Origin of the sequence: Nocardia yunnanensis, from assembly GCF_003626895.1 — a bacterium.
In the GTDB taxonomy this organism is placed as follows: Bacteria; Actinomycetota; Actinomycetes; order Mycobacteriales; family Mycobacteriaceae; genus Nocardia; species Nocardia yunnanensis.
Window position 1 is genome coordinate 1,282,719 of sequence record NZ_CP032568.1, and the last position, 19,490, is coordinate 1,302,208.

General features: G+C 68.7%; 20 protein-coding genes. 11 read left to right on the forward strand and 9 right to left on the reverse strand.

Translation table 11 applies throughout. The features are described from left to right. Positions 1 to 12: 12 nt before the first annotated feature. The 3 genes from D7D52_RS06080 to D7D52_RS06090 all read right to left on the reverse strand — a co-directional run bounded on the left by D7D52_RS06080 (position 13) and on the right by D7D52_RS06090 (position 3,657). A complete protein-coding gene (locus D7D52_RS06080) occupies positions 13 to 1,254 on the reverse strand; it encodes a saccharopine dehydrogenase family protein (protein ID WP_120735429.1) in 1,242 nt (413 codons plus the stop codon). A 68-nt stretch (positions 1,255 to 1,322) separates the two neighbouring features. After that, the gene (locus D7D52_RS06085) at positions 1,323 to 2,756 is read right to left on the reverse strand and encodes an ABC1 kinase family protein (RefSeq protein WP_120735430.1); all 1,434 of its coding nucleotides are present in this window, start codon (positions 2,754 to 2,756) and stop codon (positions 1,323 to 1,325) included. A gap of 190 nt (positions 2,757 to 2,946) precedes the next feature. Beyond that, entirely contained in the window at positions 2,947 to 3,657 is a 711-nt protein-coding gene (locus tag D7D52_RS06090; protein WP_120743851.1) for a TetR/AcrR family transcriptional regulator, read from the reverse strand. A gap of 216 nt (positions 3,658 to 3,873) precedes the next feature. Between D7D52_RS06090 and D7D52_RS06095 the strand changes: the two genes are divergently transcribed. The 6 genes from D7D52_RS06095 (at position 3,874) to D7D52_RS06120 (ending at position 9,240) form a co-directional block, all read left to right on the forward strand. Then, positions 3,874 to 5,169: a DUF445 domain-containing protein gene (locus D7D52_RS06095; protein ID WP_246023661.1), complete on the forward strand. Its 1,296-nt coding sequence runs from the start codon at positions 3,874 to 3,876 to the stop codon at positions 5,167 to 5,169. A 123-nt stretch (positions 5,170 to 5,292) separates the two neighbouring features. Next, entirely contained in the window at positions 5,293 to 5,826 is a 534-nt protein-coding gene (locus tag D7D52_RS06100) for a helix-turn-helix domain-containing protein (protein WP_120735431.1), read from the forward strand. After that, positions 5,823 to 6,494 carry a heparin-binding hemagglutinin gene (locus D7D52_RS06105; protein WP_120735432.1) on the forward strand — a complete coding sequence of 224 codons (672 nt, stop codon included), beginning with the start codon at positions 5,823 to 5,825 and terminating at the stop codon, positions 6,492 to 6,494. Before D7D52_RS06100 ends, D7D52_RS06105 begins: the two co-directional genes overlap by 4 nt. A gap of 142 nt (positions 6,495 to 6,636) precedes the next feature. Then, on the forward strand, positions 6,637 to 6,936 hold the full coding sequence (locus D7D52_RS06110; protein WP_120743853.1) for a DUF2516 family protein: 300 nt from the start codon (positions 6,637 to 6,639) through the stop codon (positions 6,934 to 6,936). A gap of 189 nt (positions 6,937 to 7,125) precedes the next feature. Further along, positions 7,126 to 8,094 carry an alpha/beta fold hydrolase gene (locus tag D7D52_RS06115; RefSeq protein ID WP_246023662.1) on the forward strand — a complete coding sequence of 323 codons (969 nt, stop codon included), beginning with the start codon at positions 7,126 to 7,128 and terminating at the stop codon, positions 8,092 to 8,094. A gap of 147 nt (positions 8,095 to 8,241) precedes the next feature. Next, a complete protein-coding gene (locus tag D7D52_RS06120; protein WP_120735434.1) occupies positions 8,242 to 9,240 on the forward strand; it encodes an alpha/beta fold hydrolase in 999 nt (332 codons plus the stop codon). A gap of 29 nt (positions 9,241 to 9,269) precedes the next feature. Here the strand turns inward: D7D52_RS06120 and purU are convergent, their stop codons facing one another. Further along, the gene (purU, locus tag D7D52_RS06125; protein ID WP_120735435.1) at positions 9,270 to 10,151 is read right to left on the reverse strand and encodes a formyltetrahydrofolate deformylase; all 882 of its coding nucleotides are present in this window, start codon (positions 10,149 to 10,151) and stop codon (positions 9,270 to 9,272) included. 60 nt (positions 10,152 to 10,211) lie between these two features. After that, on the reverse strand, positions 10,212 to 10,754 hold the full coding sequence (locus D7D52_RS06130) for a GNAT family N-acetyltransferase (protein ID WP_120735436.1): 543 nt from the start codon (positions 10,752 to 10,754) through the stop codon (positions 10,212 to 10,214). A 90-nt stretch (positions 10,755 to 10,844) separates the two neighbouring features. Between D7D52_RS06130 and deoC the strand changes: the two genes are divergently transcribed. After that, positions 10,845 to 11,516 (forward strand): deoxyribose-phosphate aldolase, encoded by a 672-nt coding sequence (deoC, locus tag D7D52_RS06135; RefSeq protein WP_187703115.1) that lies wholly within the window; start codon positions 10,845 to 10,847, stop codon positions 11,514 to 11,516. Here the strand turns inward: deoC and D7D52_RS39020 are convergent. After that, complete coding sequence (locus D7D52_RS39020) at positions 11,506 to 12,672, reverse strand: LmeA family phospholipid-binding protein (RefSeq protein ID WP_246023663.1); 1,167 nt, start codon at positions 12,670 to 12,672, stop codon at positions 11,506 to 11,508. The genes deoC and D7D52_RS39020 overlap by 11 nt on opposite strands. 112 nt (positions 12,673 to 12,784) lie before the next feature. Here D7D52_RS39020 and D7D52_RS06145 point away from each other — a divergent pair, with 112 nt between their 5' ends. Both D7D52_RS06145 and D7D52_RS39830 read left to right on the forward strand, forming a co-directional pair. Further along, positions 12,785 to 13,402, forward strand: coding sequence for a hypothetical protein (locus D7D52_RS06145; RefSeq protein WP_120735437.1), 618 nt, complete (start codon positions 12,785 to 12,787; stop codon positions 13,400 to 13,402). Positions 13,403 to 13,486: 84 nt separating this feature from the next. Beyond that, the gene (locus D7D52_RS39830; protein ID WP_162958174.1) at positions 13,487 to 14,971 is read left to right on the forward strand and encodes a hypothetical protein; all 1,485 of its coding nucleotides are present in this window, start codon (positions 13,487 to 13,489) and stop codon (positions 14,969 to 14,971) included. A 111-nt stretch (positions 14,972 to 15,082) separates the two neighbouring features. Here D7D52_RS39830 and D7D52_RS06155 read toward each other — a convergent pair whose 3' ends face one another. The 3 genes from D7D52_RS06155 to D7D52_RS06165 all read right to left on the reverse strand — a co-directional run bounded on the left by D7D52_RS06155 (position 15,083) and on the right by D7D52_RS06165 (position 16,934). Then, positions 15,083 to 15,784, reverse strand: a complete 702-nt coding sequence (locus D7D52_RS06155) for a class I SAM-dependent methyltransferase (protein WP_246023664.1) — start codon at positions 15,782 to 15,784, stop codon at positions 15,083 to 15,085. 68 nt (positions 15,785 to 15,852) lie between these two features. Continuing rightward, positions 15,853 to 16,368: a DUF2505 domain-containing protein gene (locus D7D52_RS06160; RefSeq protein ID WP_120735439.1), complete on the reverse strand. Its 516-nt coding sequence runs from the start codon at positions 16,366 to 16,368 to the stop codon at positions 15,853 to 15,855. Between the two features lie 80 nt (positions 16,369 to 16,448). Then, positions 16,449 to 16,934: a DUF2505 domain-containing protein gene (locus D7D52_RS06165; protein ID WP_120735440.1), complete on the reverse strand. Its 486-nt coding sequence runs from the start codon at positions 16,932 to 16,934 to the stop codon at positions 16,449 to 16,451. A gap of 44 nt (positions 16,935 to 16,978) precedes the next feature. On the opposite strand from D7D52_RS06165, the gene D7D52_RS06170 reads away from it, so the two are divergent. Further along, complete coding sequence (locus tag D7D52_RS06170) at positions 16,979 to 18,070, forward strand: UDP-N-acetylmuramate dehydrogenase (protein ID WP_425464664.1); 1,092 nt, start codon at positions 16,979 to 16,981, stop codon at positions 18,068 to 18,070. A gap of 64 nt (positions 18,071 to 18,134) precedes the next feature. Continuing rightward, on the forward strand, positions 18,135 to 19,376 hold the full coding sequence (locus tag D7D52_RS06175) for a L,D-transpeptidase (RefSeq protein ID WP_120735442.1): 1,242 nt from the start codon (positions 18,135 to 18,137) through the stop codon (positions 19,374 to 19,376). The last annotated feature ends 114 nt before the right edge of the window (positions 19,377 to 19,490 follow it).

Genomic DNA, 19,490 nt, shown 5'->3' on the forward strand with positions numbered 1-19,490 from the left:
CGCGGCGGACGGTCAGGCCGGGGCGACCTCGATGGTGATGCCGGCGGCGCGCAGGCGCTCGGTCAGCGCGTCGCCCATGGCCGAGGCCGGGGTGAGAATGCCGGCCAGCTCCGGCAGCGTGTCGAACGCCAGGCACAGCCCGGACTGGCCGAGCATCACCGAGGTGGCCTGATAGCCCGGATCGCCCTTGCCCGCGAACGTGCACACGTACTTCGCGCCCGAGGTGGTGTGCGCGAAGGTGCGCATGGTGAACCAGCCGTTACGCCGGGACTGCTCGCTCGGCCCGGTGCCCGGCTTGGGCACGATGCGGTCGATCAGCTTGCGGCCCAACGCGACTCGCGACAGCACCGCGCCCGCCGCCATGGTGGCCACGATGCCGCCCGCGATTCCGGCCGCCACCAGCGGCGCGGTCGCCGACGCGCCCGCGCTCATGACCTCGCGGTAGCGGAAGTTCTTGCCGTACGGCCAGCCCAGCAGGCCGTTGGAGCGGCGCACGATCTTGGTGTTGTGCGCGCCCATGATGAACGTCGCCACCCAGCCGTCCAGGCTCGGATCGATGGCCGAGGCCCGCGACAGCGCCTGATCGCTCTGACGGCCCACATTCGGTTCCATCGCCTTGTCGGGGCTGAGCGAATACGGGTGCGCCATCACCGAACCCTTGGCCGGGTCCTCCGCGATGGCCTCCATCATGGCGCGGCCGGAATCGATGGTGCCGCCGCTGGCGCCGCCCTTGAGCCAGGCCACCAGCGTCACGTCGGTGAGCTCGCCGGTATTGTCGGCGACACTGCGCTTGTAGAGCTGATACACGCTAAGATCCGACGGAATCGAGTCGTAGCCACAGGAATTCACGATCTTCGCGCCGGTCTCGGCGGCCTTGTCCCCGAAGCGATCGATGCATTCGCGGATGAACAGCGGCTCACCGGTGAGATCGGCGTAGTGGGTGCCGTTCTCGGCGCACGCCTGCACCAGCGGGAAGCCGTAACGCAGGTACGGACCCACGGTGGTGACGACCACCTTGGTCCGCGCCGCCAACGCGTCGAGACTGGCCTGATCGTTCGAATCCGCCTGCACCAGCGGCCATTCCGCGGCCGCCGGGCCCAGCTCGGCGCGCACCGCCGCCAGCTTCTCCGCCGACCGTCCCGCCAGCGCGATGCGCGCATCGGCGGGCGCGGCGCCGAGCAGATACTCTGCGGTCAGCTTGCCCACGAAGCCCGTCGCTCCGAATAGGACGATGTCGAATTCCCTGTCAGCCACTTTGTCTCACCTGTTCCGTTCTGGGGTTTCAGGGGGAAGCCCTGAAAGCCGCCGAGAGTTGGTGCCTTTCACGCCTTCGCGGCGCGCTTGCGAGTCTTCTTGGTCGGCCCCCCGGTGGTCGGCGTGGGAGCCGGACGGCTCGCCAGCCATTCGTGGTGTGCGCGGCCGAGTTCGGTGACCGGCTCGTCGCCGTACAACCATTCGCGGGCGATGCGATGCCAGTTGCCCGTCGCCTCCAGCTGTCCCAGCATCCCGAAGGTCAGGAAATCCGCGCGCCGTGAGAACAGATGCTCCGGCGGCAGATTCTGCTGCTTCATCCCCGTGAACTCGCTGGCCCGCGGATCCACCGCCAGCACGAAAGCGCCCGAAGCCAATTCCGGTGTGATGGTGAGGTCCTCGTCCACCAGCGCCCACTCGCACGCCGCCAGCACGTACTCCAGGCATTCCTCCGGTGTGATCTCCTCGGGCGAGTCGATGACGCCGCGCTCCACCATCAGATCCCGCAGATCCTCCGCGCGCTCCTCGGCCGCGGCGCGAATACAGACCGCCTCGAACTGCACATGCTCGGGATCCATCCGGTTGTAGAGCCCGAAGTCCAGGAACGCCACCCGGCCGTCCGCGCCGAGCAGCAGATTGCCCGGATGCGGGTCACCGCAGAACTCGTTGAAGGTGAACAGCGAGCCCACGTAGAAGCGGTAGATGATCTCGCCGATCCGATTGCGTTCGGCCGCGGGCATGGCCCGGATCTCCTCGAAACCGCGCCCGGGGAAGTACTCGCTGACCAGCACCCGGGTGGTGGACAGCTCCGGGTACGTGGTCGGCACCACGATGAACGGATGCCCGGTGAACAGCTCCGAGATCTGCTTCTGGGTATTGGCTTCCGCGACGTAGTCGAGTTCGCTCTCCAGATTCAGCCGCAGCTCGTCGAGCACCGCCGGGGTCACCCACGGCATGGCCGACTGCAGAATGCGCCGGAACATGGCCAGGTTCTTCAGGTCCGCGCGCACCGCCGCATCGATGCCCGGATACTGCACCTTCACCGCGACCTCGCGGCCGTCGTGCAGGGTTCCCCGGTAGACCTGACCGATGGAGGCCGCGGCCACCGGTTCCGGGTCGAAGTCCCTGAACACGGCTTCCAGCGGCTGCCCGAAATCCTCCTCGATGACCGCCCGCATCACGTCGAACGACACCGAGGGCGCGCTGTCGCGCAGCACCGCCAGCCGCCGCTGGAATCGCTCGCGGTGCTCCGGCGGCACCAGATCCAGGTCCAGCACGGACAGCATCTGCCCGAGCTTCATGGCCACGCCCTTCATGGTGCCCAGCACCATGACCATCTGCTCGGTGGCCCGGATCATGGACTCCTCGGCCATCCGCGCCCGCACGGCCTCGGAGCGGCCGCGCATGGATCGTCGAGTCTTCTGAGCGCGCAAGGCATTACCTGCGACGGCAATCCCCAGCTTCGTCCCCCGCGCGAGCCTGGATGTGGGCAGCTCTTTCGCCATCAGTGACCCTCCATGGGAGCCAACACCCCCGTTGGTGCCGACATGGCGGAAACCGCATGAGTGGTCCGCCACGAATCAGCCTAACCATGCCGAGGTTGTTGTACTCGGAGTGTTGTTCGCGGGCTACCGTGTGCGACCTTCGCGGTCTCCTACTGCATTCTTACCGATCCGCGAGCTCCAGTGCTAGCTCTCAGCTAGCACTGGTTTGGTTGTTTTCCGGATCCGGTAGGACGTGTGGCTTGGAGTTGAAGTAATGCCGGTCGCCGCCCGCGCGGACCATGCCCTCGATGGCGCTCCAGGCCATCATGGTGAGGTAGTCGAGCATTTCCTCGCTGGACATGGTGCGGTTGGAGATCCACCAGTCCGTCGCCAGCTGCACGCCGCCGACCAGCACGTACGACCACAGCATCGCGCCCTCGGTCTGCACGTTGCGGTCGAAGGCCTTGTCGATGATGACCGCCGAGACCACCTGCGCGAAGAGCTTTTCGAAGTCGGCGAGGGTGGAGGTGTCGGTGGCCGCACCGTTGCCCATGATGAAGCGGTAGACGTCGGTGTCGGAATCGACCGTGTGCACATAGGCTGCCAGCGTGTTGCGGACCAGCTGATACTCGTCGAGATCGTCGCTGATGGCCTCGTAGATGCGCGGCATCAGCGTGGTCTCGATGAACCGTTCCATGGTGGCGCGGGTCAGATCCTGCTTGTCCGAGAAGTACCGGTAGAGCACGGTTTTCGAGACGCCGATCTCCGCGGCGATCTCGTCCATGCCGGCATCCCCGCCGCGCTTGCGAATGGCGGCGAGCGTGCCGTCCACCAATTCCTCACGGCGATCGATCTTGTGCTGTTGCCAGCGGCGTTTGCGGCCGTCGACCCGACCACCGCGTGGGCCGGTGGCCGCCTCCATGGCGGCACTCACGGTGCCTTTGGTGGTCACGCTGCGTTGGCTCCTTGTTCGTGTCCTGGGCCTGGGCCTATTCAGCTTAAGCCTCCCATGCTGTGGAACGTCGCCGATCGGGACGGGCCCGGCGGCGGGGAGTTCGTCACACCACGCGCCAGAATGGAAGATATGGAGCAACCTGCCGGCAGTGCCGGGGTACTCGAAACGAGCGAGCCGAAGCCGATGAAAACCACACCTACCGGCGGCGGGGCGTTCGCCGATCTCCTGGACGAAGAGGGCAAGAAGCGCGAGCTGTGGCGAATGAAGGCCATCGCCACCGGTTTTCTCGCCACCGCCACGATCATCTACATCGTCTGCGCGTGGCTGAGCTCACGCGGCGACGCCGGCGCGTGGGTCGGTTATGTGAAGGCCGCGTCCGAGGCGGGCATGGTCGGCGCGCTGGCCGACTGGTTCGCCGTGACCGCCCTGTTCCGCCACCCGCTCGGCCTGCCGATCCCGCACACCGCCATCATCCGCAAGAAGAAGGACCAGGTCGGCGAGGGCCTCGGCGAATTCGTGCGCACGAATTTCCTGTCGCCGGACGCCGTCGCGGTCAAGGTGAATTCCGCGCAGATCTCGCTGCGGCTGGGCCGCTGGATGGCCGAACCCGAACACGCGGAACGCATTTCCGACGAGAGCGCCACCATGCTGCGCGCGGTGATCGGCGTGCTGCGCGACGAGGACGTCGAGGCGATCATCGACAACACCATCGTCAAGCGCATCGCCGAACCGCTGTGGGGCCCGCCCATCGGCAAGGTGCTCAACGAGCTGATCGCCGACAACCGGCAGGCCCCGCTGCTGGATCTGCTGGCCGAGCGCGCCCACCAGTGGGCGCTGGACTCGCAGGAGACCCTGGACCGCATCGTGAATCGCGACGCGCCGTCGTGGGCCCCGAAGTTCGTGAATTCGCTGCTGGCCGAGCGCATTTACCGGGAGCTGGTGGAATTCACCTGGAAGGTGCGCACCCAGCCCGACCACGAGGTGCGGCTGGCCGCGAACAAATTCCTCGAGGATTTCGCGCACGATCTGCAATACGACGACGCCATGATCGAGAAGGCGGAGAAGATCAAGACCGAATTGATGACCCGCCGCGAGGTCAACGGTCTGGCGCAGGCGACCTGGCGGGCCGCCAAGCGGATGATCCTGGAATCGGCCGACGATCCGAATTCCACGCTGCGCCGCAAGGTCTCCGACAATGTGTGCCAGCTGGGCCAGCGGCTGGCCACCGATCCGGAGATGCGCGGCAAGGTGGACGGCTGGCTCGAGCGCGGCGTGCGATACCTGGTGGCCAATTACGGCGCCGAGTTCGCCTCGCTGGTCTCCGACACCGTGGCACGCTGGGACGCGGACGAGGCCAGTCGCAAGATCGAATTGGCGGCGGGCAAGGATCTGCAGTTCATTCGGATCAACGGCACGGTGATCGGCTCGCTCGCCGGATTGGTCATCTACGCCGTTTCGCATTTGCTGTTCAATGCCTGAACATTTGACCAAATAACGCCGCGGGCGCGGCGCCGGGAGTTTGCCCGAATGGTGCTAGCAGAGCGCTTGCAAGAGCTAGCACCCCGCCCTAGAATTGACCGCACAACCGCCGGAAGGTGAGTGATGAAGCACGATCCCGAGGTTCCCGAACCGATCGAGGGCGATACCGCGGAGACGTCCGCCGCCGGAGACCGGTCGGGCCGCGTAGCCAACGCGGCTCACGACATCGGGGGCTTCATCCGGTCGCAGCGCGAGGCCGCCCAGGTCTCCCTGCGACAGCTCGCACAGCTGGCGGGGGTGAGCAATCCGTACTTGAGTCAGATCGAGCGCGGGCTGCGTAACCCGTCCGCCGAGGTGCTCGCACAGATCGCGAAGGGTCTGCGGGTCTCCTCGGAGGTCTTGTACATGCGGGCCGGGTACCTCGAGCAGAGGCCGCACGGCCCTGTCCGGGATGCCCTGCTGGCCGACGTCAATCTGACCGAACGCCAAAAACAGGTCCTCCTGGACATCTATGAATCGTTTCGCCGCGAGAACCAGGCGAACGAGGACAGAGGGGACGCAACGGAACTCGAGGGGGGCGTTCCCGGGGGAGACAGGGACAACGAGGTTCCGCACCGCACAACCGAAGTTCCGCCACGCCAGGAGAACGAACAATGACCGAGCCCAAGCTCACCACCACCGTGACCAAGCCGATCTACGCGACCGTCGGCGCCGGCGACGCCATCTACGCCGCCGTGCTGGATGCCGTCTCGCAGATCCGTGAGCGCGCCAACTCCGCCGATGTGCAGGGTCGCATCGACGAGGCCCGCGAGCGCTTCGCCAACCTGCCGGCCGACCTGCAGGGCCAGGCCGAGACCCTGCGCCAGCGCGTGCAGGCGCTGCCGTCCGAGCTGCCCGAGGATCTGGCCGAGCTGCGCGAGAAGGCCACCCCCGAGGAGCTGCGCAAGCTGGTCGACCAGTACTACCACCAGCTGCTGGACCTGTACGCCGACCTGGCCGCCCGCGGCGAGGAGACCGTCGAGAAGCTGCGCAGCAACCCGGCTTTCGAGGAGCGCTTCGAGCAGGTCGAGTCCCGCTACAACGATCTGCTGGCCCAGACCCAGGACATCCTGGGCAAGGTGACCGAGCAGGTCGGCCCCTACATCGGCCGGACCAAGGACGAGGACGAGACCCCGGTCGCCGACGCGGTCGACGCCGAGGTCCTCGACGTCACCACCGAGACCGCTCCGGTCGAGGATGTGGCCCCGGTCGTGAAGGTGCCCGCCAAGAAGGCTCCGGCCAAGAAGGCCCCCGCCAAGAAGGCCGCGCCGGCCGCGAAGAAGTAATTCGCGCCTGCCGCGAAAGAGCTTGTGGCCCTCGCACACCCGGTGTGCGAGGGCCACTGCCGTGTCGGGGGATGTGAACGTTGCGTCGAAGCGAGCGGTGTCGCGGCGCGAAGCCAAGGGGGCCGGGGCCGTGCTCCGTATGATGGGTGGGGTGATGGGAATCCCCGCTTTGATTCTGTGGGTACTGAAGCTGTGCGCACTGGGTATGACGGTGTTCGCCCTCGTGCACGCCATTCGCCAGCGCCCCGATGCCTTCACCGCCGTGGACAAGCTGACCAAGCCGGTGTGGGTCGCAATTCTGGTGGCCGCGCTGGTCGTGTTGCTGCTGCCCATCACGTCCGTGGTGGGCATCCTCGGCATCGCGGCGGTCGTGGCCACCGGCGTCTATCTCGCCGACGTGCGCCCGAAGGTCGACGAGATCCAACGCGGGCCACGCTGGTAGACCGGCTCGAAGGACATACGGCCGCCACTCGGATCATCCGGGTGGCGGCCTTTTTTCGCTTTTCTGGGTGCTTGCACTAGCTAGCACCCGGTGATGCGAGTTACTGTATCTATCAGTAACACAAAGGAGTGTCCTATGCGGGCAATGCTGCCTAACCCAGCGGACCTCAGCCGGAAGGTCCGTGACCTGATGCGGAACCATCGGGCCGACCTGCGCACCCGGACCTACGGCAACGCGGATTTCAACCCGCCCGCCGGTCCGTACGAGATCGTGCCGGTCACCGCCTCCGACGGTGCGAAACTGCGCGTCCACGCCTACGGTCCCGCCGACGGCAATGTGCTGGTATTGGTGCACGGGTGGACCTGCTGCCTCGAGTACTGGACCCCTCAGATCAACGCCTTCGCCGGTGAGTACCGCGTCATCGCCTACGACGTGCGCGGCCACGGCGAAAGTGAGCTCGGCACCGCGCAACTCACCACCGATCAGCTCGCCGACGATCTGGCCGCCGTGCTCGACGCGGTGCTGCCGCCCGGCCATCGCGCGGTGCTGGTGGGCCACAGCCTGGGCGGCATGACCGTGCAGGCGTGGGCGGGCCGGTATCCGGAACGCGTGCAGCGGCAGCTGCTCGCGGTGCTGCTGACCAATACCGCCGCCGGCCAGCTGATCGCGGAGACCACCGTGGTTCCCTTCTGCAATCGCGGCCGGATCAAGCTGCCGTTCGCCGTCGGCCTGATCGGGCTCAGCGCCCAGATCCTCTTCCCGCCGATCGCGCCGGTGAAGTGGGTTTTCCGGCGGCAGATCATGAGTTTGGCCGCGGTCGGCGACATCGCCGAGTTCGGCCTCAATATCGTGCGTTCCTGCCCGGCGCGGGTGCGCGGCCGCTTCGGCACCCTGCTCTCGCATCTCGATGTGGGACGCGGCGCGGCGAACCTCACGGTGCCGACCACCGTCCTCGCCGGCTCCGCCGACGATATGACGCCGCCCGTGCACGGTGAGCGGATCGCTGAAATGCTCACAGCGGCAGGCAGTTTGGCGGGTTTCAAAATCCTGCCGACCGGGCATCTCGGAAATGTGGAGGCTTACCGGGAGTTCAACGACGAACTCGACCGGGTCGCCAAGTCCGCGTTCGGGATTCCGGCGCAGGTGGTGGGCGCCTGAGGGGTGGTTTCGACCACCCCTGGGGGACCTTAACCGGGACGTACGTCACCGCGAACATTGTTGTATAGCAAGAAGATATATCAATGCTTGCACTAGCAAGCGCCCTGGTTAGCGCGCTACTGTGGTCTCGAACACAAAGGAGTGCTCATGTTGGTGAAACTGCCGGAGGCGGGCGTGGATGCGCTGACCGCCCCCTTTCGCCCCGGACTGCGGTCCCGTCGCTACAAGACGGCTTCCTTCAACACCCCGCGTCCCGCCGAGGTCATCCCCGTAACCACCCGTGACGGCGTGAAATTGCGCGTGCACGCCTACGGCCCCGCCGACGGCGAGGTCATCGTGCTGGCCCACGGCTGGTCCTGCGCCATCGAATACTGGAACCCGCAGATCAACGCCTTCTCCGGCGAGTATCGGGTGATCGCCTTCGATCAGCGCGGCCACGGCGAAAGCGATTGCGGCACTCGGCCGTTCAGCGCCGACCAGCTCGCCGACGACTTCTCCGATGTGCTCGACGCCGTGCTGCGGCCGGGCCAGCGGGCCGTGCTGGTGGGACACAGCATGGGCGGCATGACCATTCAGGCCTGGGCGGCCAAGTACCCCGAGCAGGTGCAGCGCCGCGCGTCGGCGGTGCTGCTGGCCACCACGGCCGCACGGCAGATTCCTACCCGCGCCACCGTGATTCCCTTGCTCAACAATGTCGTTCCGGGTCCGGAGTGGCTGGCCGTGGCGCTGTTCGGCACCCCGGTGCCGCTGCCCGGCGGCCGGGCGGTCAACCTGGTCGCCAAGTATCGGCTCGCCAATCCGTCCGCGACTCGCGACCAGGTCGCCTTCGGCGTCTCGATCGTGCGGTCCTGCCGCCCCTCGGTGCGCGCGGCCGTGGCCCGGGGGCTGGTCAAGCTGGATCTGCACGGCGCCGCCGCGAATCTGACCGTGCCGACCACGGTCCTCGCGGGCGCCTACGACCGGCTGCTGCCGGAGGTGCATTCGCGCGAGATCGCCGACACCCTCGCCGAGGCCGGCTACCTCGACCGCTACGCCGTGCTGCCCACCGGGCATCTGGTGAACATCGAGGCCGCGCACGCCTTCAATATCGAACTGCACCGGGTCGTCCGGGTCGCCCGCGGCGGCGGCATGGCCACCGCGGTCTGACCCGCCGCCGAGTTATTCGGCGGCACGGCTCATTCGAAGACGACGGTCCGGCGCCCGTGCACCAGCACGCGGCCCTCGAGATGCCAGCGCAGGCCGCGGGCCAGCACCACGCGCTCGATATCGCGGCCTTGCCGGACCATGTCGTGCACGGTGTCGGAATGGTCGATGCGGGTCACGTCCTGCTCGATGATCGGGCCCGCGTCCAGTTCGGCGGTGACGTAGTGGCAGGTCGCGCCGATCAGCTTCACGCCGCGCGCGAACGCCTGGTGGTACGGGCGGGCGCCGACGAACGACGGCAGGAAGCTGTGGTGGATATTGATGGCCTTGCCGGCCCAGTGCGCACACAGTTCGGCGGGCAGCACCTGCATGAAGCGGGCCAGCACCACGGCGTGCGGGTCGTGGGCGTCGACGAGTTCGCGCACCTGCTCGAAGGCGGGTCCGCGCTCGGCCGGGTCCTTGGGGAAGGGCACGTGGTGGAACTTGACGCCGTGCGCCTCGGTGATGCCGGCCAGATCCGGATGATTGCCGATGACGGCTTCGATGGTGGCCGGAAGCTCGCCGCTGGTGGCGCGGCCCAGCAGGTCGTGCAGGCAGTGGCCGTCCTTGGAGACCAGCAGCACCGCGCGACGGCGTTCACCCGAGTCGATGACCTGCCAGTCGGTTTCCGGTCCCAGCTCGGCGGCGACCGCGGTGAACCGGTCGCGCAGCTCCTGCAGATCGAACGGGACGGTCGCGGCCTTCACGGCCTGCCGGGTGAAGAACCAGCCCGTCTCCAGGTCGGAGTGATAGCCCGCCTCCACGATCGAGCCGCCGAAATCGGCGATGAACGAGGTGATGCGGGCGATGATGCCGGGACGGTCCGGGCAGCCCAGGGTGAGCACATAGCGACGGTCGTCCGGGGTAGAACTCATTCGGACATCCTCCCAGCAACCGTTCGGCGCGGGACCGAAGGGGTGAATCAGTCGCCTGGGTCACAGCCGGTAGAAGGCGTCGGCATAACGGAATTCGCCCTTGATCTCGAGCTCGTAGGCGGTCAGGGGACGGACCTGGAAGTGGGAGGTCCAGTCCGCGACGTCGGGGACGATGCCCAGGCGGGGGCCGGGGACGAAGCCGAAGCGCGGGTAGTACTCGAGGCTGCCGAGCAGCCCGACGAGGGGCTCGTCGAGGGCGTCGGCCGCGCCGAGGGCGGCGTGCATGAGATCGGAGCCGATGCGTCTGCCCTGCTGGTCGGCGCGCACCCCGAGGGGGCCGAGCGCCAGGACCGGAAACGGGCCGATACCCGCGCGGGTGAGGCAGACGTGGCCGACGACCTGATCCTGGAATTCCGCCACCAGCGACAGGGTCGGGATCCAGACCGAGCCGTCGTCGCGCAACCGGTGCACGAGACCGACTTCCGGCGGGTCACCGGCGGGTGGGGACGGGGGAGACTCGGTATCCGAGGAGCGATCGAAGGCGCTGCGGTGCACCGCGTCGATCGCGGCGGCATCGCCGGTACGTTCACGACGGATCAGCACGCCTACAAGCATGCGTGACGGCGGCGGCGACCCGCAATGAAATTCGCTCCGCCGGTGCTCGATCGTGAGGATCTGCGAAACTCACTGCTCATGACACAGATTTCCCGGCGTGACGTGGCCGCGATGATCGATCACACTCTGCTGGCCCCCGAGGCCACCCCGGCCGAGGTGTCCGCGCTGATCGACGAGGCGCGGGCGCTGGGCGTGTTCGCGATCTGCGTGTCGCCGTCCATGCTGCCGGTGCGCGCACCCGGCGTGGTGGTGGCCACGGTCGCGGGTTTCCCGTCCGGCAAACATCATTCGCTGGTGAAGGGCGCGGAGGCGCGGCTGGCGGTGGATCAGGGCGCGGCGGAGGTGGACATGGTGATCGACGTGGGCGCGGCGCGGGCGGGCGATTACAACGCCGTGCTGGCCGACATCGTCACCGTGCGGGAGGCGATCGCCGATCGCGCGCTGTTGAAGGTGATCATCGAGTCCGCGGCGCTGACGGACGCGGCGATCGTCGAGGTGTGCCGGGTCGCGGAGCGGGCGGGCGCGGATTTCGTGAAGACCTCCACCGGTTTTCATCCCGCCGGCGGAGCGAGTGCGCACGCGGTGGCGCTGATGGCCGAGGCCGTCGGCGGGCGGCTCGGGGTGAAGGCCAGCGGCGGCATCCGCACCGCGGCGCAGGCGGCGGAGATGATCGCCGCCGGCGCCACGCGGCTGGGGTTGTCGCGGTCTCGGGAAGTGCTGGAAGGGTTTTCGGCGGAGATCAGCAGCTGACGGTCTGCTGCTGCCCGTTCTTGTCGGTGGCCTGCAGATCGGCGTGGCCACCCTTCAGGGAGACGTGCAGACCGTTGCCGGTGACCTGAACGTTGGTGGGCTGCAAGCCCATCGGATAGCTCTGCAGGCTCTCGGTCATCACGTCGACGATCCCGGAGACCAGATCGGTGGGCAGCCCGAACCCGAGCAGGGACGCCTGCAGCGTGTCGACCTCGATCTTGTCGCCGACAATCTTGGGCTTCACCTGCAACTGCGCCAGCCCGCCCAGCACACCGAAGCTCAGGGTGCCGGAATTCGGGTCGCTGGTGACGCCGGAGACCAGGCCGCCCAGGGTCTTGGTGATGCCGTCGTTGCTCCAGGTGACCTCGGCGGTCGAGCTGCCGACGGTGCCGCCCTGCTTGCCGCCGTCCTTCAGGTCGAGATCGTTGAAGGTGGCGTGCACGACCATGCCCTGGGCCGGGCCGAACTTGGAGTCGTCGCTGTCCACCGTCACCGAGGACACCTTGTTGTCGAACATGGTGATCAGCAAGGGTTTCCAGCCGAACGACACGTCGATCTTGGAGCCCATCTGGGCCTCGAACTGGGAGCTGATGCAGCTCGCCACCCGGTGGCGGGCGTACGCCTCGCCGCCGGCCAGGCCGCCCGCCGCCAGCAGCGCGATCACCAGGCTCACGATCAGCAAGGTGCGCTTGCGGTTTCGTGGCCGGCCCGATGTGCCGCCCGCTCCGCCACCGACTTTCATCGGGGGTGGCGGGGTGCCCGGCGGCACCTGGGCGCCGCCCGGCTGCGGGAGGCCGGCGGTCGGCTGGGGCGTGCCGGCCGTCCCGTAGCCGGCGGGCAGCACCGTGGTCGCGGTCGATCCGGTCGTATGGGCCTGCGCGCCGGGCGCGTAGGCGGCCTCGCCGGGGTGCGGGGCCTGGGTGGGCTGCCCGGCGGTGGGGTCGTTCCACCATTCGGTCGGGGCGTCGGTTCCGATCACCTCGGTGGCCGAGCCCTGGTGCGTGCCTAGGACTTCGGTGGGCGTGCCGTCCGCGCTGTCCGCCTTGCCGAGCTCGACCGGCTGCGCGGTCGAGTCTGCGGGATGCCCGGCGGAGTCCGTCGGTTGCACGGTGGCGTCGCGCGTGGTCGCGTCGTCCGAGGTGGGTTCCGAACTCATGGGCCCGATTCTTCCCGAGCTTTCTGTGTGAGCTCTGAGCTTCCCGTGAGGTGTCGGCTCACACGCGCGGATTGTGACGTATCACACATGGGAGCGGCTTATTCTGAATCTCATGGCTGGCAGCGCGGCACCGGAGCCCCATCCGGAACACGGGTGGCAGGCGTTGCGGGAACTGGCCGGGCAGCACGCGGGCTATTTCACCACCCGCCAGGTGCTGCGGACCGGGTGCGAGAGCCGGATCCGGGACGGTCTGCGGGACGGCAGTGTGCTGCGGTCGGGGGTGGGGTTGCTGCGGCTGGCCGACTGGCCCGACGGCCCGCTCGACGAATTCGCCATGTGGTCGGCCTGGTTCGACGGCGCGGCCGCGGTCTCCCACCACAGTGCCGCCGAACTGCACGGTCTCGGCCGCCTGCGGCCCCGATTCGTGCACCTGTCGGCGCGGGTCGGGCGGTTTCCGCTGTCGCCGCGGCTGGTGGTGCTGCGGCGCGGTTTCGCGCGCCGGGATGTGGAATCGGCGGGGGCGTTCCTGGTGACGACGCCGCTGCGCACCGTGCTCGATCTGGCCGAGGCCGGCATCGGCCAGGCGGCCCTGGACGAGGTGGTCGCCGACGCGGTCGCCATTCACCGCTGCGCCCGCGCCGAGATCCGTTCCGCCAGTACCGCATTGGATCCGGCGTCGGCGTCCCGGCTGCATCGGGCGCTGACCCGTGCCCAGCAGGACCCGCGCTAGCGGGTTGCCCCGCCGGGCCGTGCGCCCCGCGGCCTGCGGGCTTCGAGTTTTGCGGGGGCGCGATTCGTGGCAGGGTGACTGTCCATGGGAAAGGTCGGTGCAGGTGTGTGGGATCTCGTGTTTCCGCCCGGACCGCCCGATCTGATCGCGGACATGTTCTCGGCGGCGGTGGTCGCCGACGCCGTGCGGCCCTACGACGCCGATCTGGCGCAGTCGGTGGAGACCTGCCGGGATTGGCGGCACGGTTATCACCGGGTCTTCCGGGGGATGACGGCGCTGGCCATCAGCGCGCCCGAGGTGTCGCTCGGGATGGCCGGGGCCGGGCTGGATTCGGTGCGGCACATGCTGCGGTTCTCGGTCGGGCGCACCGTCACCACGCTGGACGCCGTCGATATGGACGCGCAGGCCGAGGCGGTGAACCTGGAGACGGGTGAGATCGCCGGTGCGGCCGCGGCGGTGGAACGGCTCGAGGTGCCGTGGCGGGGGCAGCTGCTGTCGGAGGGGTCGCTGCGATCGCGGCTGGCCGAGTGGCAGGCCGACGGGATCCTGGAGCCGGATTTCGTGGCCGCCGTCGAACGGGTGATCGATCATCCGGAATGGTTGCGGCTGCCCGGTTTTCAGGCGATCGTGATCGGCGCGGGCGCGGAACTGGGGCCGCTGCGGCCGCTGCTGGCGTGGGGCGCGGACGTGCTCGCGGTGGATCGGCCCGGGGCGACGCGGTGGGCGCGACTGCGGGCCGCGGCCGAGGCGGGCGCGGGGGTCCTGCGGTATCCGATCGACGGCGAACCCGGGGTCGATATCGCCAGAAGCTTTCCGGCACTGGCGCGTTGGATCACCACGCATAGCACGGGGCGGCCGGTGCTCGGCCTGTACGCGGAGCTGCCCGGCGCGGCCGGTGTCCGGCTGGCCGCCGCCTCCGATGTGCTCGCCGAGACCCTGCTGCGGCATCGCCCCGACGCCGCTCTCGCCCTGCTGGGGTCCCCGACCGACACCTACGCGGTGCCCGCCTCCGTGGTGGCCGCGGCCCGGGATCGGCTGGTGCACCGGGGTTTTCGCGGCAGCGCCCAGGATCTGCTGCACCGCATCGCCCCGAACTCGCTCTACCGCCTCAACTACGCGCGGCCGATCTTCGACTCCGAGGGCGGCGCGTGGGGCCTGTTCGACAACCTCCCCGCGCTGGCCGGACCGGATTACGCGCTGGCGCAACGACTCCCGCGCTGGCGTGCCGTCCGCGCCCACGCCGCCGGACACCCGGTCTCCTTCACCGTCGCCCCGCCCGCCTGGACCCGCAGCCTCACCCGCGAAAACGGTTGGCGCACCGCGGCTTACCGCGCCGCCTCCCGCTTCGGCATCGAAATCTTCGACCCCGCCACCGCCCGCACCCTGCTGGCCGCCAAACTCGTCGCCGACCTCTTTTCCGGCGATCCGACCCCCACCAACCCCGAAGCCCTCTTCGCCACCGGCGCCGCCCACGGCGGCCTCTGGCGCCAACCCTTCGCCCCCCGCTCCCTGCTGGCCCCCGCCGCCGTCTCCGGCACGATCGCCGCGGTACTCCACAAGCTCCAATGATCCGCGTGTGACCACGCGGATCATTGCAGCCTGCGGTCGGCCGGGTGTGCCCCCACGCGGGGAGCCGGGGTTCGGGGACCGTAGGGAGACAGCGTAACTCGCCGGGGACATTCAGGGCAGGGGGGCGACGGCGGTCCAGGGGACGGTGAGTTGGTTGTCGCGGAGGCGGCGGCGTTGGGGGCGGAGGGGGAAGCCTTGGGCGCGTAGGAGGTTGGCGGCGTGGCGCCAGCGGACGCGGGGGCCGTAGGGGGCGAGGGGGGCGGCGACGGCCCAGGCGCGGTCGGCGGCGGTGAGCAGGGTGTGGATGGGTTCGCCGGGGATGTTGCGGTGGATGAGGGCCTTGGGGAGGCGTTCGGCGATATCGGAGGGGGTGTCGACGGTGAAGGGGTCCCAGGCCAGGGTGAGCGACAGCGGGGCGGTGCGGTCGAGCAGGATCCAGGCGCAGCGGCGGCCGAGTTCGTCGCAGGTGCCGTCGAGGAGCAGGCCGTCGGGCGCAAGACCGGACTGGATGGTCGACCAAGCTTCGGGCACAGCGGATTCCGGATATTGCCGCAGCACGTTGAAGGCGCGCACCAGGGTCGGCCGCAAGCCCGCGAGTTCGAAACCGCCGCGGGCGAAGACGACACCGTCGCGTCCGGGCACCACCCGCTCCGGATCGATCTCCAGCCCGACCACCCGCAGATCCGGCCGCAGCGTGCGCAGCCGGGCCGCCATTTCGAGCGTGGTGACCGGGCTGGCGCCGTAACCGAGATCCACCACGAGCGGATCCACGGCCTCCAGCAAGCGCTGGGTAACCAAGGGGTCGTGCCGCATCCACCGATCACCGCGGCGCAGCCTGTTGATCCCGGTGGTGCCGCGGGTGATCGTCCCGATCGGTTTGGTTACCCGACGGGGTGGCGTTGATCCAGCCAGTTCTTCGTCACCTCGGCCTCGATGCGGAACAGGTCCACCAGATTCACCAGCATGAGTTGTTCGAGCCTGCGCCCGAAGAACGGAACATGCACCTGCGCATGGGAGGAGATGCGCAGGGTGCACCCGGTGTCGGTGGGGAACAGGCGCATGGTGCCGCCGAGAGTGCCTGGGCTGCCGGGGATTTCGGCGCTGTACTCGCCGGTCACCTCGGGTCCGAACGGCCCGTAGGTCTCCCGGCGGGTGATCACCATGTCCTTGTGCACGACCATCTGCGCCATATCGGGCAGGGTGTCGCGCGGGAGCACATGCCGCAGTTCGACGGTGATGCCGTCGTCGCCCGCGTCCAGGCCGATGATGTCGTTCGGGGAGTGCTTGCGCAGTTCCTCGATGCGGGCATCCCAGTGCTCACGGTTGGTCATCGCCGCGTACACCTCTGCGGTGGTGCGCAGCGGATACCGTGCGGAATAGTCGAGTCGGCGGGCCACGATCGCTCAGGTTACTGCCGGGCGACCCCAGTCAGTGCGAACTTCGAGCGAGCCGCTCAATGCGAACTCGAGCGACCCGCTCAATGCGAACTCAGCCAATTGTCGGTGAACTCGGCCTCGCGCTCCAGCAGCGCGGACAGGTGCTCCTGGATGGCGGCCTCGATCTTCTTGCCGAACAACGGAATCTTCACGTCGATGGACGCGTCCACCACGAAGGTGGAGCCGGAGCCGTCGTCGGTGACGGTCAGCGTGCCGTTCACGGTCGCGGGCGCGCCGTCCACGTGCGCCTCGACGGTGCCGCCGCTGCCGTGCCAGGTTTCGGTGCGCGGAATGACCAGACCGTTCGGCTTGATCGCGGTGATCTGCGCGGGCAGTTCCTCGGCCGGAATGGTCTGCACCATGTCGACGCGCACGGTGTCGCCGTCGATGACCAGGTTCTCGATGCGTGCGTTCGGGCCGCCGACGGACTCGATGCGGTCCTTCCAGTACTGCCGGTCGGCGAACGCCGCGCGCACGGCGGCCATGGGATGGGTGGAGTGCGCGGTGAAGGCCAGAGGTGTCGCCATGGTCGGACACGCTACCGTCTGTGCCTGTGCGTACTTCTCGGGTGGTGTCGTTCGACGACCTGCGGGACCGGCTGACCGCGACCGGTGCGCGATTGCGCGCCGCGGTGCCGCTGGCGGAGCTGACGACCCTGCGGGTCGGCGGTCCGGCGACGGTGGCCGAGTGCGAGAGCACCGAGGCCCTGGTGGCGACCGTGCGGGAACTGGACGCGGCGGGAATTCCGGTGCTGCTGCTCGCCGGTGGCTCCAACCTGCTCATCGGCGACGACGGTTTCGAGGGCGTGGTGGTGCGCATCGCGACCACCGGCGTCGAGCTCACCGGCGACGCGGTGCTCGCGGAGGCGGGCGCGAATTGGGACGCGGTGGTGGCCGCGACCGTCGAGGCCGGCTTCGGCGGCCTCGAATGCCTGTCCGGCATTCCGGGTTCCGCGGGTGCGACGCCGGTGCAGAACGTGGGCGCCTACGGCGTCGAGGTGGCGAATTCGCTGCGCCGGGTGCGGTTGCTGGACCGCGCGTCCGGCGAGATCCGCTGGGTCGAGCCGGGTGAGCTCGGATTCGGTTACCGCACTTCGGTTCTCAAGCATAGCGACGCCGCGGTGGTGTTGGCCGTCGAATTCGGCTTGCGCGCCGACGGTTCCAGCGCCCCGCTGGGCTACCGCGAACTGGCGAACGCGCTGGGCGCGCCGGAGGGCGAGTCGCGTCCGGCCGCCGAGGTGCGCGCGGCGGTGCTGCGGCTGCGGGCCGACAAGGGCATGGTGCTGGATCCGGACGATCACGACACCTGGAGTGCCGGTTCGTTCTTCACCAATCCGATCGTCGCGGACGAGAACGTGGCGGCGGTGCGGGCGGCGATCGCGTCACACCTGGGCGCGGACGTGGCCGTGCCCACCTTCCCGGCGGCGGGCGGGGTAAAGTTCTCCGCGGGCTGGCTCATCGAGCGCGCCGGCTTCGCCAAGGGCTTTCCGGGCGACGGGTCTCCGGCGCGTTTGTCGACCAAACACACGCTGGCGCTGACCAATCGGGGTGCGGCTACCGCGACCGATCTGGTGACCCTCGCCCGTACAGTTCGCCAGGGAGTTGCCGAACGCTTCGGCATCACCCTGGAACCGGAACCGGTGACGGTCGGTGTGAGCCTGTAGCGAGTGGCTGGCGCCACCATTTCAGCGTCCGGGATACACGGTTTGCGGGGGTAGGGTCGAGCAAGTGAGCAATCGAGGACTGTCCCGCCGGGGTGCCCTGCGGGCGGCGCTGGTGGCGTCGACAGCGGTGATCGCGGCGGCGTGTTCGTCGTCGAACAACGGTGGTGGCGGTTCCGCGAAACCCGCCGGACCGGTGGCGACCGTCAAGCTGGAGCCGGGCAACGGCAGCGAGAACGTCAACCCGACGGCGCCGGTGACCGCCACGGTCACCAATGGCCGCATCGATCAGCTGGCCCTGACCAACGCCAATGGCAAGCAGGTAACCGGCACCTTCGATGCCGCTCGCAGCAAATTCACGGTGAACGAGGTGCTGGGATACGGCGCCACCTACACCTGGTCGGGCACCGCCATCGGCACCGACAACAAGCCGGTCGCGATCGACGGCAAGTTCACCACCGTCAGCCCCAAGGCGACCGCGCCCGCCACCATCAATATCGGTGACGGCCAGGAGGTCGGCATCGCCGCGCCGATCATGTTGCAGTTCAAGGGACATGTGGAGAACAAGGCCGCGGTGGAGAAGGCGCTCGCCGTCACCGCGACCCCGGCCACCGAGGGTTCCTGGGCGTGGCTGCAGGACGACAACGGCGGCTCCCGGGTGCACTGGCGGCCGCGCGAGTACTGGCAGCCCGGCACCGCCGTGCATGTCGCCGCGAAACTGTACGGCCTCGACATGGGCGGCGGCGTGTTCGGCGACTCCGACCTCACCTCCGACTTCAAGATCGGCCGCTCGCAGATCGTGCGCGGCTACGCGCCCTCGCATCGCGTGCAGGTGATCCGCGACGGCGCGACCCTGTTCGACTTCCCGTGCAGTTACGGCGAGGGCAACGAGGACCGCAATGTGACGCGCTCGGGCATCCACGTGGTGACCGAGAAGTACGAGGACTTCGTCATGTCCAACCCGCCGTTCTACACCAACGCCCGCGAGCGCTGGGCCGTGCGCATCTCCAACAACGGCGAATTCATTCACGCCAACCCGCAATCCGCGGGCGCGCAGGGCAATTCGAACGTCACCAACGGCTGCATCAACCTCAGCACCGAGAACGCGCAGCAGTACTTCCCGACAGCCCTCTACGGCGACCCGGTCGAGGTCACCGGCACCCGCATCCAGCTCTCCGCCGCCGACGGCGACATCTACGACTGGACCATCGACTGGGACACCTGGAAGAGCCTGTCCGCCTTAGAAGGTGAGCCCAAGAACCAGATCTCGGCCACCCCGCTGCCCCCGCAGCCCGTCGGCGGGCGCTGAGCATCCACCGGTAGCCGGCCGCCGAAAATCGGTGGCCGGGTACGCCGCTGTCTCGATACAGTCCTTCGAGTACAGCGAACGACGAAGTGAGCGGGCCGGATTCGGCCGGTTATC

What these genes read in the sequence shown, in the direction of transcription:
- D7D52_RS06090 (WP_120743851.1), bottom strand. Translation starts at nt 3,657, where the DNA reads ATGGAGGCGGCCACCGGCCCACGCGGTGGTCGGGTCGACGGCCGCAAA.
- D7D52_RS06105 (WP_120735432.1), top strand. Translation starts at nt 5,823, where the DNA reads ATGACCGAGCCCAAGCTCACCACCACCGTGACCAAGCCGATCTACGCG.
- D7D52_RS06155 (WP_246023664.1), bottom strand. Translation starts at nt 15,784, where the DNA reads ATGCGGCACGACCCCTTGGTTACCCAGCGCTTGCTGGAGGCCGTGGAT.
- D7D52_RS06095 (WP_246023661.1), top strand. Translation starts at nt 3,874, where the DNA reads ATGAAAACCACACCTACCGGCGGCGGGGCGTTCGCCGATCTCCTGGAC.
- D7D52_RS06100 (WP_120735431.1), top strand. Translation starts at nt 5,293, where the DNA reads ATGAAGCACGATCCCGAGGTTCCCGAACCGATCGAGGGCGATACCGCG.
- D7D52_RS39830 (WP_162958174.1), top strand. Translation starts at nt 13,487, where the DNA reads ATGGGAAAGGTCGGTGCAGGTGTGTGGGATCTCGTGTTTCCGCCCGGA.
- purU (WP_120735435.1), bottom strand. Translation starts at nt 10,151, where the DNA reads ATGAGTTCTACCCCGGACGACCGTCGCTATGTGCTCACCCTGGGCTGC.
- D7D52_RS06110 (WP_120743853.1), top strand. Translation starts at nt 6,637, where the DNA reads ATGGGTGGGGTGATGGGAATCCCCGCTTTGATTCTGTGGGTACTGAAG.
- D7D52_RS06165 (WP_120735440.1), bottom strand. Translation starts at nt 16,934, where the DNA reads ATGGCGACACCTCTGGCCTTCACCGCGCACTCCACCCATCCCATGGCC.
- D7D52_RS06120 (WP_120735434.1), top strand. Translation starts at nt 8,242, where the DNA reads ATGTTGGTGAAACTGCCGGAGGCGGGCGTGGATGCGCTGACCGCCCCC.
- deoC (WP_187703115.1), top strand. Translation starts at nt 10,845, where the DNA reads ATGACACAGATTTCCCGGCGTGACGTGGCCGCGATGATCGATCACACT.
- D7D52_RS06145 (WP_120735437.1), top strand. Translation starts at nt 12,785, where the DNA reads ATGGCTGGCAGCGCGGCACCGGAGCCCCATCCGGAACACGGGTGGCAG.
- D7D52_RS39020 (WP_246023663.1), bottom strand. Translation starts at nt 12,672, where the DNA reads ATGAGTTCGGAACCCACCTCGGACGACGCGACCACGCGCGACGCCACC.
- D7D52_RS06085 (WP_120735430.1), bottom strand. Translation starts at nt 2,756, where the DNA reads ATGGCGAAAGAGCTGCCCACATCCAGGCTCGCGCGGGGGACGAAGCTG.
- D7D52_RS06115 (WP_246023662.1), top strand. Translation starts at nt 7,126, where the DNA reads ATGCGGAACCATCGGGCCGACCTGCGCACCCGGACCTACGGCAACGCG.